Source organism: Microbulbifer variabilis, assembly GCF_052468405.1.
The window spans coordinates 2,227,872-2,243,446 of sequence record NZ_CP174343.1 but is presented as its reverse complement, the minus strand read 5'-3'; the positions used below and the strand labels follow the sequence as shown (position 1 = coordinate 2,243,446).

11 protein-coding genes and 2 tRNA genes are annotated in these 15,575 nt (G+C 48.9%); 6 read left to right on the top strand and 7 right to left on the bottom strand.

What is annotated here, in order from left to right:
* Positions 1-242: 242 nt before the first annotated feature.
* A complete protein-coding gene (locus ACJJJB_RS10145) occupies positions 243-821 on the bottom strand; it encodes a DJ-1/PfpI family protein (RefSeq protein WP_445366185.1) in 579 nt (192 codons plus the stop codon).
* Positions 822-1,171: 350 nt separating this feature from the next.
* Between ACJJJB_RS10145 and cysC the strand changes: the two genes are divergently transcribed.
* From cysC to ACJJJB_RS10115, 6 genes are all read left to right on the top strand, one after another.
* A complete protein-coding gene (gene cysC, locus ACJJJB_RS10140) occupies positions 1,172-1,801 on the top strand; it encodes an adenylyl-sulfate kinase (RefSeq protein ID WP_445366184.1) in 630 nt (209 codons plus the stop codon).
* A gap of 219 nt (positions 1,802-2,020) precedes the next feature.
* Positions 2,021-4,390 (top strand): DUF6351 family protein, encoded by a 2,370-nt coding sequence (locus tag ACJJJB_RS10135; protein ID WP_353376412.1) that lies wholly within the window; start codon positions 2,021-2,023, stop codon positions 4,388-4,390.
* 98 nt (positions 4,391-4,488) lie between these two features.
* Positions 4,489-4,564: transfer RNA gene (locus tag ACJJJB_RS10130), tRNA-Val, on the top strand.
* Between the two features lie 27 nt (positions 4,565-4,591).
* A tRNA-Asp gene (locus ACJJJB_RS10125) sits at positions 4,592-4,668 on the top strand.
* A gap of 878 nt (positions 4,669-5,546) precedes the next feature.
* Positions 5,547-6,536, top strand: a complete 990-nt coding sequence (locus ACJJJB_RS10120) for a 1-aminocyclopropane-1-carboxylate deaminase/D-cysteine desulfhydrase (RefSeq protein WP_445366183.1) — start codon at positions 5,547-5,549, stop codon at positions 6,534-6,536.
* A gap of 245 nt (positions 6,537-6,781) precedes the next feature.
* On the top strand, positions 6,782-7,657 hold the full coding sequence (locus ACJJJB_RS10115) for an NAD(+) kinase (protein WP_026305068.1): 876 nt from the start codon (positions 6,782-6,784) through the stop codon (positions 7,655-7,657).
* 537 nt (positions 7,658-8,194) lie between these two features.
* On the opposite strand, the gene ACJJJB_RS10110 is transcribed toward ACJJJB_RS10115, so the two are convergent.
* From ACJJJB_RS10110 to ACJJJB_RS10085, 6 genes are all read right to left on the bottom strand, one after another.
* A complete protein-coding gene (locus ACJJJB_RS10110; protein WP_445366182.1) occupies positions 8,195-9,883 on the bottom strand; it encodes a BatD family protein in 1,689 nt (562 codons plus the stop codon).
* 72 nt (positions 9,884-9,955) lie between these two features.
* Positions 9,956-11,827 carry a VWA domain-containing protein gene (locus tag ACJJJB_RS10105; protein WP_445366181.1) on the bottom strand — a complete coding sequence of 624 codons (1,872 nt, stop codon included), beginning with the start codon at positions 11,825-11,827 and terminating at the stop codon, positions 9,956-9,958.
* On the bottom strand, positions 11,824-12,864 hold the full coding sequence (locus tag ACJJJB_RS10100; protein ID WP_020413118.1) for a vWA domain-containing protein: 1,041 nt from the start codon (positions 12,862-12,864) through the stop codon (positions 11,824-11,826). The genes ACJJJB_RS10105 and ACJJJB_RS10100 overlap by 4 nt, the downstream gene beginning before the upstream one ends.
* Positions 12,857-13,408 carry a DUF4381 domain-containing protein gene (locus ACJJJB_RS10095; protein ID WP_353376407.1) on the bottom strand — a complete coding sequence of 184 codons (552 nt, stop codon included), beginning with the start codon at positions 13,406-13,408 and terminating at the stop codon, positions 12,857-12,859. The genes ACJJJB_RS10100 and ACJJJB_RS10095 overlap by 8 nt, the downstream gene beginning before the upstream one ends.
* Positions 13,409-13,493: 85 nt before the next feature.
* Entirely contained in the window at positions 13,494-14,465 is a 972-nt protein-coding gene (locus ACJJJB_RS10090; RefSeq protein WP_353376406.1) for a DUF58 domain-containing protein, read from the bottom strand.
* On the bottom strand, positions 14,465-15,436 hold the full coding sequence (locus tag ACJJJB_RS10085) for an AAA family ATPase (RefSeq protein ID WP_020413115.1): 972 nt from the start codon (positions 15,434-15,436) through the stop codon (positions 14,465-14,467). The genes ACJJJB_RS10090 and ACJJJB_RS10085 overlap by 1 nt, the downstream gene beginning before the upstream one ends.
* Between the last annotated feature and the right edge of the window lie 139 nt (positions 15,437-15,575).

Below are 15,575 nucleotides of genomic sequence, written 5' to 3'. Positions count from 1 at the left end.
TGGCTCAACATGTTATGGCTTAGAGTACCTTCGATCAGACGCGCAATAGTAATTATATTTCAGATAGAATCAATGGGTCGAGCCACACACGCTGTTACAGGGGCCGTGTTGGACGTGATGATTTCTGTCAAAGCTTGAGAACTCGATCTTTTCATCGGGCAGCGATGGCCAGTCAGCAAGAGATAACATAAGAGGCTTTCTCTAGCACTCACAAAGATACTTAAAATGGGTTTACCTAGTTGTTAGCTGGGAGACTCACTCTTTAGAGCTGTCCGAATATCACGAAGCCATGCGTATAACCCTGGCCATTCTGTGCCCATCACGAAATTCTTGTTAACAAGCGTCTCATCAAAACTCAACTTTTTCCAGTGTGCCCCTGCTAAGCTTGCCTCAGCCTGGCATACAGGGTGACCAGTTACTGGTAGGTCTTTCATTAGGCCCGTGGCGAGTAGAATCTGGAGTCCGCGACAGATTGTCGCTACGACTTTCTGGGATTCTGCAAAAGCTATTACTAGTGATTTGACGAGTGGATCGTTTCTCAAGGTTTCGCAGGCGCGACCTCCGGGAAGTATGATAGCATCGTAGTCATTCGCATCTACCCCACTTAATGCTCTATCAACCATAAATCGGTGCCCCTCCCACTCTGTAACCGCTTGATAGCGATCGTTGAAGTCGTGGATGCATGTAGTGATGTATTGGCCGTCAACTTTGCCAGGGCTAGTGGTTTTCACTTCATGTCCAAGCATCTTCAGGCAATGGAATGGAACTGCCAGTTCATAATCTTCAGTAAAATCACCGCATAATATGATGATTCGCCCCATCTTGGACCTCTCCCCATAGCTTATGGATACTGCGACCTTATATTAGGTGGGTGAAGTCTAGCTGAGTTGGTGGTTGAGCCTGGGAGAGTAATTTTGGGGCTATCCAATGGAATTGGGGAATTTCTCCCTTTCTAAGTAGTCGTTTTTTCCTTTTTTTTGGCTTTTGGGGCAATTTAGTTCGTCATTTATTATTCACTGGATGAACCTCCGCCCCCAAAATAGCTATAAGCAATCCCTTTACGTCATCCCCTTGAATCCTTGATAATTGGCGCCCAAACTTCCCCGCTAGTTGGTACTTGGTGCTAATGGTGGGGTGCATAGGAATGGTATGTGAAATCTTGGAGTGATCGGTGACTACTACAGTTGAACGCAAAGCGACCAATGTTCATTGGCATGAGGGTGAAGTGACTAGGGAGAAAAGGGCGGAAATCCTTGGTCATAAAGGCGCGACCCTTTGGTTCACTGGTTTGTCTGGTTCTGGCAAGAGCACTGTGGCAGTTGCTGTAGAAAGGGCTCTGGCCGCTAGGGGCGTGCTAAGTTATCGCTTGGATGGGGACAATATTCGCCTGGGTATCAACTCCAACCTTGGCTTCTCTGCTGAAGATCGACAGGAGAACATCCGTCGGGTAGGTGAGATCTCCAAGCTTTTTGCAGATACCGGGGTTGTGGTATTGAGTAGCTTTATTAGTCCATACCGTGATGATCGTGACATAGTCAGAAAAATACACGAATCTGGCGATCTTCCTTACCTAGAAGTTTTTGTGGATTGTCCTCTTGAAGAGGCTGAGTCGCGGGACCCGAAAGGGTTATACAAAAAGGCTAGAGCCGGAGAGATCAAAGGTTTCACAGGCATTGATGATCCCTATGAGGCCCCGCTCTCCCCTGAATTACACCTAAACACTGCTGAAATGACTCTTGAACAAGAAGTGGAGATAATTATCTCTACATTGCAGGAGAAAGGCGTCATCACTAAAGGCTAATTTATTTCCTTAAGTTCGTCTTGAGAGGGGGCCATAGCGCCTCCTTTTTAACTTTCAATAAGTACTTGATTTGACTTTCCATAGATAAGATATCTGCTTCCGGCTACTGATACTTTGGCCCTAGATGTCCTCACCGGCGCCAACTAGCGGCTGCCTTGCTTATCCCTTCATATAATCAACCTGTACCAGATACAGAAGTTGACGGCTGTGGAGGCGTTTATGTCGACAAGGGGAGCATGGTTTCTCTCAGTTTTTTTCTTGTTCTTGCTGGCTGTGTTGGGAGCAGTTGCGTGGGTTGCGTATGAGAAGCTGCCAAAAGTACATGGAAAAGTAGATGCTCCTGTACTGGGGGTGCCTAGTGGCGCACTAAATTATGACCCTACACCTGCATATACTGGTCCTCATCCGAGGATGATGTCTCGCCCGCCAGAATACTTTCCATTTCCGATCTCGATAGGTGAAGTTGGCCCTGTGGAGACCCTGTTTACCGGTCCATCCAAGTATCCATTCTTTTGCGGTAGAAATGCCATTACGAATAAACAGCCGTTGGTCGATAACCAGGTGAAAGAGGGGGTACCTGTTTTTACGCTGAATGAGGCAGGCGAAAAAACAAAGGAAGTTATTGGGTATAGTCGCGACTGTAGTCATGCAACTGAGGTTACCTATTTCTATCGCAGTACAACTGATGGAAAGTTTCGCTATCTGTTTGAGGCGCGAAATGATATTGATAAAGTGACTGTAAATGGGCGCCAAGTGGATTTCATTATACGCGTAGAGACAGGCACTATTAATCGGCATTTCTATGCGATTGCTGCTTTGCGGGGGGATGGGGAAACTGCAGAGGCACCTAATGGCAGCAATTGGAACCGGCGGTTGATTTATCAATTTAGGGGAGGTGTCGGTATTGGGGGGCGCCAAGGTAACCTCAATAAAGGCGATGTAACCAGGCGGCGAGTGGATCAGTTGGCGCGTGGATATGCAATTGTTTATTCGACAGCAAACCAAACCCGCAACCACTACAATATGTGGCTGGCGGAGGATACAGCGCGTCGATTAAAGAAGCAGTTCGAAGCCCTTTATGGCGAGCCAATGTATACAGTGGGTATAGGTGGATCGGGGGGGGCTATCCAGCAGTACTTGTTTGCCCAAAATGCCCCTGGTTTATTGGATGCTGCAATCCCTCTCTACTCGTATCCGGATATGGTCACTCAGACTATCTACGCATTCGATTGTGAGCCGCTGGAATACTTCTTTGATGTGCAGGATGCCGATAATCCTCGCTGGAAGAGTGTAGAGGAGCGTTCAATTCTTCAGGGGCTCGCTGCGAACCCTGAAGTGAATAGTCGCTTCCACATGATCAACGTTGCAGCTTCTTTATTTGATAGCCGCTATAGGAACCGAGCTCGAGGGGCAACGGAGTGTGTGGAAGGGTGGCGAGGGCTAGTGCCCTTGGTTAATAACCCTAACTTTGTACATTTTTTTAAGAGTTTTTCTACCTCTGTTGTAGATAATGTCCACTGGACTCATTGGGAGAACCTGCGTCAATTCTATGGCGCTGGAGAGAATGGTTATGCCAATAGTACTTGGGATAATGAAGGTGTTCAGTATGGTTTAAAGGCACTGGTAAATGGGGATATAAGCATCGATACCTTTTTAAAGGTGAATGCATCTATTGGAGGGTGGAAGGCACAGGAAAACCAGAGTGATGAAAAGTTGTGGTTTCTAAACGGAGGCTTATTGCCAGTGAAGCTATCTGTTTGGAGCGAGCAAAATTTAAACTTGGGTACAATTGCAAAGCCGGCAAAACGGAGCCGCGCAAGTATGGAGGCGATTAATGGGATCTACCGGTCGGGCCATGTTTTTCTAGGAGATGTTGAGATTCCGATAGTGGATATGCGCCACTATCTGGATAAAGAGCCCGATATGCACCATAGTTCAGCTTCTTTTTCTGCACGTGAGCGTATTCGCCGTGCTCGGGGTCATGCAGACAACCACTTGATCTGGGTGAGTCACAAGGACCACAACCCAGTGGATGAAGCGCTCGATATAGTTGATCGCTGGATGCAGAACATTATTAATAATCCTTCGAAGGGTGTGGTAGGCAATCGGCCTGAAGGCGCCAACGACCGCTGCTTTGACCGGGAGGGCAATGTACTAGCGGCTGGCCCTGAAGTTTGGAATGGTGAATGGAACGGCTTGGCTTCCGGGAAATGTATGCGCGAGTACCCGATTCATAGCACTTCCAGGCAGGTGGCCGGTGCACCGATTACTGATGATATTTTCAAGTGTGCATTACAGCCTGTAGAGAGAGCCTTGGCAAAAGGCGTATATGGTCCTCACACGGAAGAAATTACTGGACGAATTGATGATTTGCTGCGCATTTTTCCTACTGGGGTGTGTAACTTCAATGAGCAGGATTTGGCGCGTCCTAAGGAGCAGTTAATTCCAATGGAAATCCCTGTGAAGATAGCTGGTCACTTGATTGATCCTGACTATCGGCAGGGCAAAATTATGCAGGAGGTGAGTGTGGATGAGGTGGATGTGATGGCTGCACCGGTTTCTGCTCCCTCTGAAGAGGCCCAAGATTAGTAACTCTTACTTTTGGCGCGAAAATTGTTGACAATAAATTCCAATCCGGTAATATGCGCCTCGCTCAAGGGGGCAAGGCCCTTAAAGAAAAGAGCACCGGGTGGTTAGCTCAGTTGGGAGAGCGACGGCCTTACAAGCCGTAGGTCACAGGTTCGACCCCTGTACCACCCACCAACTTCTTTCTAAGAAGTTTACTACCGAGGACCGGTAGTTCAGTTGGTTAGAATGCCGGCCTGTCACGCCGGAGGTCGCGGGTTCGAGTCCCGTCCGGTCCGCCAGATTAAAAAAAGGCCCGCACGAAAGTGCGGGCCTTTTTTGTGGCTGTTTAGGCTGGGGAAACATTTCTGTGGTCGCCGATATTGAATAATTTTCGACCTTCAGCTGTTAATATACTCACAAGTCATATCGGTTATGTGGCAAGCTTCTGAGTTTCTTGCTCTGCCTATAAAGGCCTGAGTTCTAGTTAAATACCGCCCGCTAGCCGGAAGTATCATACCTGCCGACAATCTTCACCCCCATCCCTTCTTAGGTAGATTGTTCCTTCAGGGGGCTTTGAGGTGTATGGTTATGGATATATAGTCATTTTACTGTCAGTTCAGTAATTTAAGGTGGGTTCATATTCCTTGTTGATTTGAGGTGACTACAGAATTGGACCTGGTGCAAGATAGGGGCTGCAGGTCAGTCTCCCCCGGAAGTAGGTTTATGCGGAAGTCGCATTGCGAGGCTAGCTGTCGTTACTGCACCACATGAACCTGGCTGAAGCTTTTGCATTTTGTAGTTATTTTTATGTATTCCGACAATTGTTTGGCACGGCATCTGCTCGAAAAATTATTGTATGAACTACTGCATCTAGATTGAAGCCGCTTTTTGGATATGGTGATATTGGCCCACTCGTACCGAAGCCTTTTTCAGTTGAAATGCAGGCTATAGGCTGACTTGGTTATGATGTGGAGACTTGTCCTTTAGTACACCTCAATTTCTTTTGGATTAATTGTCGCCTCATGGTTTTAAAAACATTGATGTGTGCCTAATTAGAATATTGATGTTTTGGTTTAAATTGGTAAAGGGGAAATGCTCTTGGCAGAGCGGATAATAAGTTTAATGTATCTGATAGGTGCCCCCCAATAGGCATAATAGTTTTTTATAAGGTTTGTCCATGATGCCCCATTTTTTAGACCGACTAGATCTTCAGGTATTTACTGATGCAGCTTTTCGAATTCCATACCAGCAGGTTAGAGGCGGCTTGTTTCCTGGTTTGGATGTTTGGGTCAGGCGTGACGATTTGATCGACCCACTAATATCAGGAAATAAGGCTTATAAACTTATCCATAATTTGATTGAGGCCAGAAGTCAAAGGGCTGAGACAATTGTTACATGCGGCGGGGCTTGGTCAAACCATATACACTCAGTTGCAGCCTCTGGAGCTCGCTTTGGCTTTAATACTATAGGTATTATTCGCGGTGAAAGGCCGCCGGTGCTTAGTGCTACTTTACGGGATGCTGAACGCCTTGGAATGAAATTAATTTTTGTAACAAGAGCGCAGTTTCGACGACGCTATGAATCGGGCTTTATAGAGGAGTTGGGGCTTGAAAATCAAGGCGTCTACTTTGTACCTGAGGGGGGCTCTAATCTGGCTGGCGTGCGAGGTACTCAATTATTGGGACGTGTAATAGAGTGCACGGCGCCAGTAGATTTTGATCAAGTTTGGGTAGCCTGTGGGACTGGAGCTACCTTTGCTGGGCTTAGTTCAAGTATTCAGAGATCGTCTGTTGTTGGGGTTGAGGTTTTAAAAGCAGGGGAGAGTGTTCGGAAAAGCGCGCAACATTGGCTTGCTGTGCTTGGCCAATCTTCAGAGATTAACAAGAGTATCCAGGCTGGAGTGCAAGTGCCTCACCTCTTGTCTAATGAAAGAATGGGGTGTTTGTTGGGGGGATATCATGGAGGAGGCTATGGGAAGCTCTCAGCGGAATTAAGAGAGTTACAGCGTATGCTCGAAGATCACTCTGGGGTCCCGATTGAGTCTGTTTATATTGTGAAGTTATTTAATGCCCTTCAAAAGATTAATAATAGTGGAAATATCTCTCATGGGGAGCGTGTTCTTATAGTTCATTCCGGGGGCCTTCAGGGAAGGCGCGGTTATGAATAGGAGTTGCTCAAATATTAGGTGAGGTGACGTAGTGAACCTCTTAAATCTACAAGGTTGTCGGGAAAGTGTGCGTCGTAGTCTATGATGACTTTGTGCTTTCTCCTGACTTCTGCAAGTTCGACTGAAAAGTTAGTCTCCGGCATAATGGGGGTTTGGGCTCTCGGGGTTTCACCTAGCCAGTTAGTATCGACTGAGCGGGTATTCAGCTGGCTGTTGAGGGGTACTAAATATGTATAGGGGGAATGGTGACTGAGTTTCAAAATATAGGTCTAATTGGTCGTACAGAAAGTGAGAGTGCAGTTATATCACTCGAGCGCTTAATGTCATTCCTTCAAAAAGAAGGTTATTCAATAGTTCTGGAAACTAATACGGCAGAGGCGCTATCAGGGCACAATGTGAGAGTGTCTTCCAAGGAGCGGCTTGGCGAATTGTGTGATTTAGTTATTGTTGTTGGTGGTGACGGAAGTCTTCTTGGGGCAGCGAGGGCGCTTGCTAAGTATAGTGTTCCGCTATTGGGGGTTAATCGGGGACGTTTAGGTTTCTTAACAGATATTATGCCAGGCCAGGTTGAAGAAAAGGTTGGGGAGGTGTTGTCTGGGAAGTATATGGCTGAGAGTCGATTTTTATTAGATATGTCTGTCACGAGAGCCGGAAAGCAAGTTGGCAAGGGGGCTGCTCTCAATGATGTGGTGCTCCATCCGGGTGAGTTTATTCGGATGATTGAATTTGATTTGTATATTGATGGTCAGTTCGTATATACACAGAGATCGGATGGTTTAATCGTTTCCACTCCAACAGGCTCAACAGCCTATGCGCTTTCTGGTGGGGGGCCTATTATGCACCCTAAGCTAGATGCAATTGTCCTGGTTCCTCTTAATCCTCATACGCTAAGCAGTCGTCCTATAGTTGTGGAAGGTAGCAGTGAGTTTAAACTCATAATTGGTGAACATAATATTGCTAAGCCATATGTCACTTGTGATGGACATGATCAGGTTATTACGCGGCCTGGAGATGTAATTAGAATTCATAAAAAGCCACATCGATTAACATTGATTCATCCTTTAGATCATAATTTTTATGAGATTTGTCGCTCTAAATTAAATTGGCAAAAAACTAGTTAGTGTGTATTTAAGCTGCGGGTCTAGAACTCTAATTTATTTATAGTTATAGAGTTAGAAGGTTTTCAGCTAGGTAGGGTGATGGGCTATAGATTTTTAAGATTTGCACCAATGGAAAGTTATCCCGAGGTTCTGTTTGTTGCGGCCTGGGCAACTTCTCAGTGGTAAGCTTTTTAATATGGATGCTATGATTCGTATGGTCTGTCCTGTATTTTTTCAGTTAATTAGATTTCCCTGATTGGGATTTATCTCTGTACTCCAAAAAATTATTGAAAATGCCACAGGAAAAGAGGTGCACTTTTAACAAAAGTTCTTTTTGTTAGTGCTTAGATAGGTCACTCTAAACGTTAAGGTCAAGAGTGTGTTTAGGGGCGTCCGCACCAGTGGTGAGATTTTATAGTGGTTTGATTCTTTGTTGCTTGATGTTATGAGTAGATAAACTTCCTTTATCAAAAAAATATTAAGTGATAATAGTAGAGCCCACCCCTCTTTTTGGAGGGGTGCATGTTTGCAGTCTTTTTTTGTGGGCGCAGGTATTACTTAGGTAAATAATTTCGGTAAAGATTCTTCTTCTGTGCTTTCCGAAAAAGGCAATTGCTTTTCCAGCAACCGTTCCACCAAAACTTTGACTTTCTGTTGATTCAACGGCCGTGGCTGTTCTTGATATATAGCTGCGCTTAAGAGTCCATGAAGCTCTTCAAGCTCTTCAAAAGCTAATTGTTGGGTACTTTCTGTGAGGTTGCTGCCTCTTAGCTGGGGCCAGCGTACATGAATCCAATCTAAAAGAGCTTTTTGGATGTATGACGGTGTTCCACTATCCACAGCCCTCCTTAGAGCTGATTCTCGCTGTGCCGCCGTATTCCTCGGAGTTTGGTGGCTGTTTGGCCTGTGGCTGTTCCTGCTGTTCCAGCGAGTTCGGTAAAAATAGATAACCCATAGTAAGTGTGATGCGATTGCCGCTATAGCCAAGTTGCGCCAAAAGTAGTCCTGGATTTCTAGGCTTGTAGTGCTAGAGGCCGGGGAGGGTAATTGACCAGGTTCTTGATTTTGCGGTGAGGTTGCTGCTGTACCACTGACATTAAAACGAAAAGCTGGTAACTGAGTGGCCCGCTGTTTTTTACTCTTGGTGTCCCACCAGGTAACAGTAATAGCGGGGAGTTGGTAGTCACCAGGCTGGGTGGCAACGATTGCAGTGGTTTCTATACGGCTGCCGGTTACTCCATTTGGGCCAACCTGGTCCTCTTGTTGGGGTTGGTCTGGATAAGTCTTAAGCCCTTCTACGTCAAGCTTGGTCAATGGTGGGAGTTGGGCGGCTCTCAGACCTTCAGCGCGAATAGTGAGGATGCGAGTGATAGGCTCGCCGACAGTAAATGTATCTGGGTCCTGACTCCAACTCTGCACGATCCCCAGGCTCGCAGCTGGTAGCCAGTCAATTCCACTATAACTATCCGGCTTCGGAAGCACTTCTATTGTTTTCGCTTGTGAGCGCAGGCGTAGGCGTTGGCTATTTCGATTAAACAGAGAGAAGGGATCTCTGCGCCCAGCAATGGCTACATAAGTCAGAGCAGGGATGGAGAGTTGACCGGAGCTATCTGGGAAGACCGCATAAGTAAGCTCGTATACCGCATGGCTAATACCATCCAGCTTGCGCTCATAGCGCTGTTCATCAACTTTTTCTACGTGAGCACCGGCAACCTGGAGTGGCTCTGTGGCTATATCGTGTAAGCCAATAGTGGTGTACAGGCGTACTTTGACCAGTATCTGTTCTTGTACATAGGCTTTATCTTTATCCAGCTCAATTTCCAAAAATGCCTTGCGGTTGGCGCCATCAGGAGTATTGCCTGCTTCACTAACCGTGACTGGAATCGCATCTGATACTTGGCCTTTGTAGTGGAAAGATGGTACGAACAGTTTTCCTTCACGCTTGGGCGCGAGTGTAAGCGTCCACTCTACAAAGCTTTCTGCGCGGCCATTTATTACCCGGTATTGATTGGATTGCTGTCTGGAGAGGATATCGAAATCCTGCTCAAGTTGCTCAAGGTCAGGCTGCCCGCCGTTTTCATCGCCGGAGTAGCGCACACGTAAGTTGACAGTTTCATCGATGCCTATTTTATTCCTGTCGACAGTGGCTGTTAGGTCACTGGCGAAACTAAGATTGCTGCCACCAAGTAACAGCAAAAAAAAGAACAGGTGATAGAGGCCAAGTTGGCTGAATACGCTGTTTATCATTTGCTTTTCGTTTACGTGTACCATTAACTTTTCCGAAATTAGGGCACTCAGAAATCCATAAGTGGTGAACTTTTACCACCTCTGCGTAGCGCCATTTTCTGGGGGCTCCCACTCCCCACTGCGATAGGCCCGGCGTCTTTGCAGGCTTTCATACTTGAATTTCTCACGCATCAAACCAGCGGGATCGTCAGGGATTTGCCGCAGCCACTGATCCAGCGCTTGCTGGGTTTCTGGGTCCAAGGTGTTTTCCTTCGCATTAGCGGGTTGCTCTTGTTCCCGCCCCTCTTCTTGTTCCTTTTCATCCTGCTGAGCTTTTTGTTGTTCCTGTTCCTGGTTTTCCTGCTGCTCGCTTGCAGTCTGTTGTTGCTGTGCCGATTGTTCTTGCTCCTGTCCCTCGGATTCCTGCTGCGAGGCTTGGGGTTCACTAGTTGACGGTTGTTGCTGGTCTTCCTGCTGCTGGTCCTGTTGACTTTGCTGTTGTTGATTTCCGGACTGTTGTTCTTGCTCTTGTTGTTCCTGTTTTTGTTGTTCCCCGGATTGCTGCTGAGCTTGTTGTTGCTGGCGTTCGTGCAGCTCCTGCAGCTTTTTCGCGATCTCCCGATTATGCTCTGCGTCGGCAAATTGAGGAGCCTGTTCCAGGGCCTTATCGTAAGCTTCGATTGCCTGCTGGTAATTGCCCTGCTGGACGAGACTATTGCCGAGGTTGTAGAGCGCTTGAGGATCGCTATTTAAGGAGAAGTCTTTTTGGGCGGCTGCGTAGTCTCCGGCCCGGTAATTGGCGGCGCCGCGCCATTGTGGGTTGCGGAAAGTTTCTGCCGCTTGGCCGGGCTCCCCCTCATTAAGCAGTTTCTGGCCCTGCTGGTCCTTCCGCTGCCACAAATCCTTCCATTCCAGCGCATAGCTGTCGCTGGGAAAGCCTACTAGCAATGCAAAGGGTAGAGCACAGGCTAGGGCCCCCTTACGAAATAAAAGCGCGGCAAATGGCAGTATGAGCAGAATGAGCAGAGGGCCCTCATCCCGCCACTGGTCGAATTCCCTTTCGGTCAGTTCAGCTTTTTGGGGGCTCTCAGAGTGGGGAAGAAGGTGCTCGATATCAGAGTCGTTCACGGTGATTTTTGCATAGCGGCCCCCGCTATCTTGAGCGAGCTGGCGGAGTTCACGGGGGTCGAAATTGGAAATGACGATCGCCCCTTTACTATCGGTGACAAAGCCGCCGCTATTTCCCCGGGGAATGGGGCTGCCTTCGCCGCTACCGACCGCGAGAATATTTAGCTCAACGTTGACCTCCGAAAGAGACTTTGCCACAGCATCCGCTGCGATAGGGTCAATGCCGTCAGTGACAGCCAGGAGCTGACCGCGCCCGGTAGCGCCATCTTTTAATAACTGAATGCCTGTGGTGACTGCCATTTCTATATTACTGCCAGGCACAGGCATGATTGCTGGGGATAGGGCAGGCACCAGGTTGGCAATCGTAGCAGTATCTTCGGTGAGCGGTGTTACTACATGGGCCTCGCCGGCATAGGCGACCAGGGCTGTCAGCCCATCCTGGCGCTCGCGTAGGATATCCAGGATTTTCAAGCGTGCCCTGGTTAGGCGGTTAGGGGAGAGATCTGTCGCCATCATGGATGGAGACAGGTCCAGGAGTATGACTAGGGCATCCTGACTGCTGTATACCGGCGTTGGTAATTTTCGCCAGGTTGGCCCGGCCAAGGAGATGATCATTGCCGCCAATATGGCAAATATCAGGGCAAACAGCCACGGACGCCTAGTGCCGCCACGCATTAAGAGATGCGGTAGCAAATCGGCATCGATAATCTTTTGTAACTGTGCGCTGTTGAGAATGGTCCTTCCCAGTCCCCAACAAATCAGAGCGGCAGGAATTAGTAACCACAGCCAGTAGGGGCGTAGGAAATGAAAGGTCTGGAGAAGGTCTGGAATACTCACAGGGCCTTGCCTCCGGTATTAAGTCTCTGTTTGGTGCTGCTTTGCAGCTCTCTCATATTGGTTGCTAAAGGGAGGATGGCCCAGGTTCCTGCAAGCAGTAGAGCTATTCCTAGAGGCCAAATAAACAGCGATTTTAGAGGTCGATAACTTTCCGCTTCCTGTTCAACTGGCTCCAATTCGTCCAGCTCAGCGTAGATTTTGGCAAGCTCCTGAGGGTTGTGCGCTCGGAAATAGCGCCCTCCGGTTTCATCTGCAATAGCTTGAAGGGTTTTGCTATCCAAGTCTCGGGAGGGGTTAATACGGCGACTGCCAAAACGACTGCCGAGCAACCCGGGCTGCACCATCTCCTCCGCTCCAACGCCAATGGTATAGACAGTAATCCCGGCCTGTTGTGCCAGCTCTGCCGCTTTTAGTGGCGATACCTCTCCTGCGGTATTGGCACCATCGGTTAGGAGTATGAGGACTCTTTGATCCGCGGGGCGCTGTGTAAGCCTTTTTACAGATAAACCTATTGCATCCCCGATAGCAGTGCCCTGGCCTGCAAAACCAATCTGGGCTTCGCGCAATAATGTGCCCACGGTTTCCCGGTCGTAAGTGAGAGGTGCCTGGAGGTAAGCGCGGGTACCAAACAACACTAGTCCCAACCGGTCTCCCTGGCGGCGTTCTACAAAATCTCCAACTACCTGTTTGACGGCGTTTATGCGCATCGCTGGCCGGCCGCCCAGCATCATATCCGGGGTTTCCATGCTGCCGGAGATGTCTACTGCGACTAAAAGATCACGGGCGCTACTGGTCTGGGTGATTGGCTCGCCGTACCACCGGGGTCGAGCGGCGGCACTTATTAGTAGCAGCCAAATCACAATGAGTAATAGTAAGCCGAAGTAGTTGCGCTGCTCGCCACCACTGCGCTGGGATAGGTCAGCGTAAAAAGGAACCTTTAAAGCGCTGCTGATAGGCTTGGCTCTGGGGAGTAGCCAGCGGGCAAGTAATGGCAAAGGTATGAGAATGAAAACCCACGGCCAAGCGAATTCAAACACCGGCAGCCTCCTTGTGTACTAATGCAGAGGGCTGGTGGGACTGCAGACCGTGTATTTTCACCCAGGTGATTGCATATTCGCGTAGTGCCTGGTTATTTCGAGGGTCAGAAACTCCACGGTAGAGTTGCTCCAGTAGAGCTTGGCGTGCATCTGGAGGGCACTGATGGGCTGCAGATTTCTCCAGGAAGCTCAGCCATTGATCACCGGTGAGGTTTCCACAATGAGATCTACCAAAGGTAGTTACGGCAACACGCTTGAGGATCTCATTAATTTCTGCGGTAGCTGTTGCCTGAGTATTATCTACAGCTTCCAGCAGTTTAATAGCCTCAATACGGTAGCGATTGCGCGCCGCTTTTTTACGTTGGTATCTGACTAACAGGGTGATCCCCAAAACGCTTAACAAGAGTATTGCGGCGAGAATCCACCAACCGGGAGCCGGTGGCCACCAGCTGATGGGGGTCGGTTCCTGAATATCGTAAAGTTGCGCCAATAGCTCCTGGGCTTCCGGTGAAGGACTTTGCATTTGTTGCTGTTTTCTCAACATGCTTCCCCCATCGAAGGCTTTGCCATCTCACCTGCGAAATAGAGTTCTAGCACCAAAAACACATTTGCATCCTTATCCGTCACAGCTACTGCCTTTTATTCTTATGCCAACCATTTTGTTGGCGTGAGCCGTAGAATGATATCAACTCAGGCACTAGGGGCTTGGTGTTATCAAAATCCAGCAATGGCAATCGGTGTCGGCGGCAAAGCTGTTCGACGTCGGTCCGTATTTGCGCCTGCTTTTCTGCGAAATGATCGCGCAGGGGCTTGTTGCCTGCATTCAGAAATGTGCGTTGGCGACCGTCGGATATCGTGAGTGATTGAGTCGGTAAATGTAGCTCTAGTGGATCGGTAATCCGAATCACTTGTAAATCCGCATGTCGCGATAGTAGGTATAGGGATTGAGAGCAGTGGGCATCCAGATCATGGCAGTCACTAATCAGAAATAAAGCGCTACCGGGGCGGGCGATACGCCGAGCCTCTTCCAGAAGGTTTTTCATGGTTTGGCTGCCGCTTTCCGCTACAGGACTGCACAATTCTGCAGCTCTGGCCACGGTACTATGTATCATTGACAGCACTGCGTGGTGACTGCGTCGCGGTCTGACTGTATCTATTTCGCGGTCGGAAAAAAGTAGGGCGCCAATGCGGTCGCTGTGCTGGAGCCCAGCCCAGCCTAGTGCTGCGGCAATTCCACTTGCAGCGACAGACTTGAAGGCTCGATGGCTGCCAAAAAACATTGGCGAACGCAGATCCAAAAGGATTATAACGGGCCTTTCTCTCTCCTCCTGATAAAGCTTGGTGTGGGTTTTTCCTGTGCGGGCTGTTACACGCCAGTCGATAGAGCGGACATCATCGCCAGCCTGATAGTCTCGCACCTCTTCAAAATTCATCCCGCGTCCGCGGTAGCGAGTCAGCAGGTTGCCTGCTTGGTCGCTACGTACAAGGCGCGGCTTGAATAATTGCAGCTGGCGTGCAACATATCGCATTTGTACAAGTGAGCCCACCTCTGGGTAAGCCCCGCGTAAGTCGAATTCCGTTGGGGAGGTTGCCGCGTGCATTAGATTGCCGGTACCTGCTGCAGAAGGCGTTGGATGACATGGTCGGTCGTGATACCAGCGGCCTCGGCCTCAAAGCTAAGCAGCAAGCGGTGACGAAGAATATCTGGTGCCACGTCCATAACATCATCGGGTGTAACATAATCTCGGCCTGCGAGCCATGCTCGTGCGCGTGCACAGCGGTCGAGAGCAATTGTTGCTCGCGGACTGGCACCAAAATCTAGCCATGAAGCCAGCTCGCTGTCATACTTCGCCGGTTCGCGCGTAGCAATGACAAGTTGGACAGTATAGGTCTCCACAGCTTCAACCATCTGCATTTCCAGAATCTGGTTGCGGGCCTGGAAAATTGTCTCCTGGTTAATAATATCTGAGGGGCGATTTTCGCCAAGAGTAGCCTCGGATCTGGCCAGCCGCAGGATTTTTGCTTCCGCCTCTGCGTTGGGGTAGGCAAGATTCACCTGCATCAGGAATCTGTCCAATTGGGCTTCAGGTAGAGGATAAGTCCCCTCCTGCTCAATAGGGTTTTGGGTGGCCATCACCAAAAATAATTGCGGTAGCGGATAGGTTTTGCGGCCTACACTGATCTGTCGCTCGGCCATGGCCTCCAGCAGCGCCGACTGTACTTTGGCCGGCGCGCGATTTATCTCATCGGCCAGGATCAGGTTGTGAAATACCGGTCCGGGTTGAAAATGGAACTCTCCGGTTTCCGGCCTGTAGATGTCGGTGCCGGTAATATCTGCCGGTAGCAGATCTGGCGTAAATTGAACGCGATGGAAGTCTCCCTCAATAGCTTCACCCAATGTTTTAATCGCCTTGGTTTTGGCGAGGCCTGGGGCGCCCTCAACCAGCAGGTGGCCATCCGCAAGCAAGGCAATCAATATGCGATTAACCAGTGTCTCCTGACCGATAATCTGCTCTTCCAGCCAGTTGCCCAATGCGATAATGCGATCTCTGAAATTCCGGTTTGCTTCCATAGCGTCTCTTCTTTTGCGATTGCGCCTACCCTGTCGATTTGGGTGGCTATCTACCATCTTTTATATATAGTCGCCGCCAAGAAGGTGGGGCACGTCGATTTTAGCGGCATCAGATGAAGAGGCAACCACTGAGCACGCA